The sequence below is a fragment of the Nibrella viscosa genome (assembly GCF_039541875.1).
GTDB lineage: Bacteria > Bacteroidota > Bacteroidia > Cytophagales > Spirosomataceae > Nibrella > Nibrella viscosa.
In genome coordinates this window covers 1-1,327 of record NZ_BAABHB010000036.1, presented here as the reverse complement: position 1 = coordinate 1,327, position 1,327 = coordinate 1, and the positions used below count along the sequence as shown (strand labels likewise).

General features: G+C 55.0%; 2 protein-coding genes. Both read right to left on the bottom strand.

From position 1 onward, the window contains the following. Positions 1 to 44 precede the first annotated feature (44 nt). On the bottom strand, positions 45 to 944 hold the full coding sequence (locus tag ABD931_RS29055; protein ID WP_345271637.1) for a hypothetical protein: 900 nt from the start codon (positions 942 to 944) through the stop codon (positions 45 to 47). Positions 945 to 1,039: 95 nt separating this feature from the next. Beyond that, entirely contained in the window at positions 1,040 to 1,228 is a 189-nt protein-coding gene (locus ABD931_RS29050; protein ID WP_345271635.1) for a hypothetical protein, read from the bottom strand. Positions 1,229 to 1,327 lie beyond the last annotated feature (99 nt).

Sequence of the window (1,327 nt, the reverse complement as noted above, 5' to 3'; positions counted from 1 at the left end):
TGGGTGCATTCCAAAGTGTCGTAGTGCGCTTTGTTCATGTGTAACTATGCGGCCATGGAGTAGCTACCAGGCTCAATAAGGGCTTTGACCAATGGCCACCGACCACTCATCCAGCAACTCCGCAGATTCAGCACCCGTTGGGCACCCGGTTTACTCCAGCGTTGACCGGCACGTTTCATGCGTTGCTGCACCACCGCTTTGTTGGCCGACTCAATGGCCCCCGAGCCTATGCACAAACCCTGCGCCAGATAGCAGCCATAGGCCATGCGCGAGCGGTTTCGCTTCAGATAGCCCGCTACGCGTTGGGCCTCCGAGCGCTTAACAGCTAGTCGGTCAATCCGCTTCAGCAGTACATCCAAGCCCGCATGGGTCAGTAGCTCATAGGCTTTAGCTAACCACTTTTGACGAGCAGCTACCCCGCTGATGGCTTGTCGAGCCAAACCCGCCAGTTGTTCCATGACATGATAAATATCCAGGATTTGTAGCGAGTCGGGGTAAGCTTGCCGGAGTTTCTCCTGCAGCCAACTCACCCCATCATTGAGGAAGACCACCGACTGACCGGCCGCTCGCCAGGCCTCAATTTGCTTTTGCCAGTTGGGCCAGAAGTCGGCCCAACTGCCCACGTGGGCCACATAAGTTGACTCGGCAATACACCCACCTCGATTCGCTACCGGACTGGGGCTGAGCTTAGACTGAGCAAAGAGTCGGCCCAACTTGACTTCTTTGTAGCCTTCGTCAAAGAGCAACATCAGCCCGTCGGCCATGGCGTAGACCACCGAGTCAGGCTGGGGCTGGACTTCGATAGGCTCGGCCAAAGCCGGCTCCAGGGCTTGCCCATAGTGCATCGTCAGCCGATACAGCGTACTGCGGGCCACGCTCACCCCTAACAACTCTTGAGCCAGGTGGTGGGCCGTCGAGTAGGGCAGTTCCTGAGTCAGCAGCAATAACTGCTGTTGCAGCCAGGGACTGAGGTGAAAACCAGGGCCCAGGTGGCTATAGGGGTGGGTAAGGGCAATGTCAATCCAGCCATAGCGGGTGGCTATGCTTTTTTTTTACGGCGATCCTGGCCGGGTTGACTAATGGTCTTTTCCAGTACTTGCTGGCCTAACTCTTGCCAGATTTGATCGAATGCTTGTTCATGCTCATAGAAGGTATTTTTTTCTTGCAGTGCTTGCAGTTGGGTGTAGTGGGCTTTAGCCAGGGCCAGGAATTCTTCTTCGGTCAGCATCGGAGTAGTAGTTAGTTAGCTAGCTCAAGGTACAACCTAAGGCGCTCCCCGTCAACCAATCAACTCACATACATCAATACGACAAATTGAAATGCACCC

What these genes read in the sequence shown, in the direction of transcription:
- ABD931_RS29050 (WP_345271635.1), bottom strand. Translation starts at nt 1,228, where the DNA reads ATGCTGACCGAAGAAGAATTCCTGGCCCTGGCTAAAGCCCACTACACC.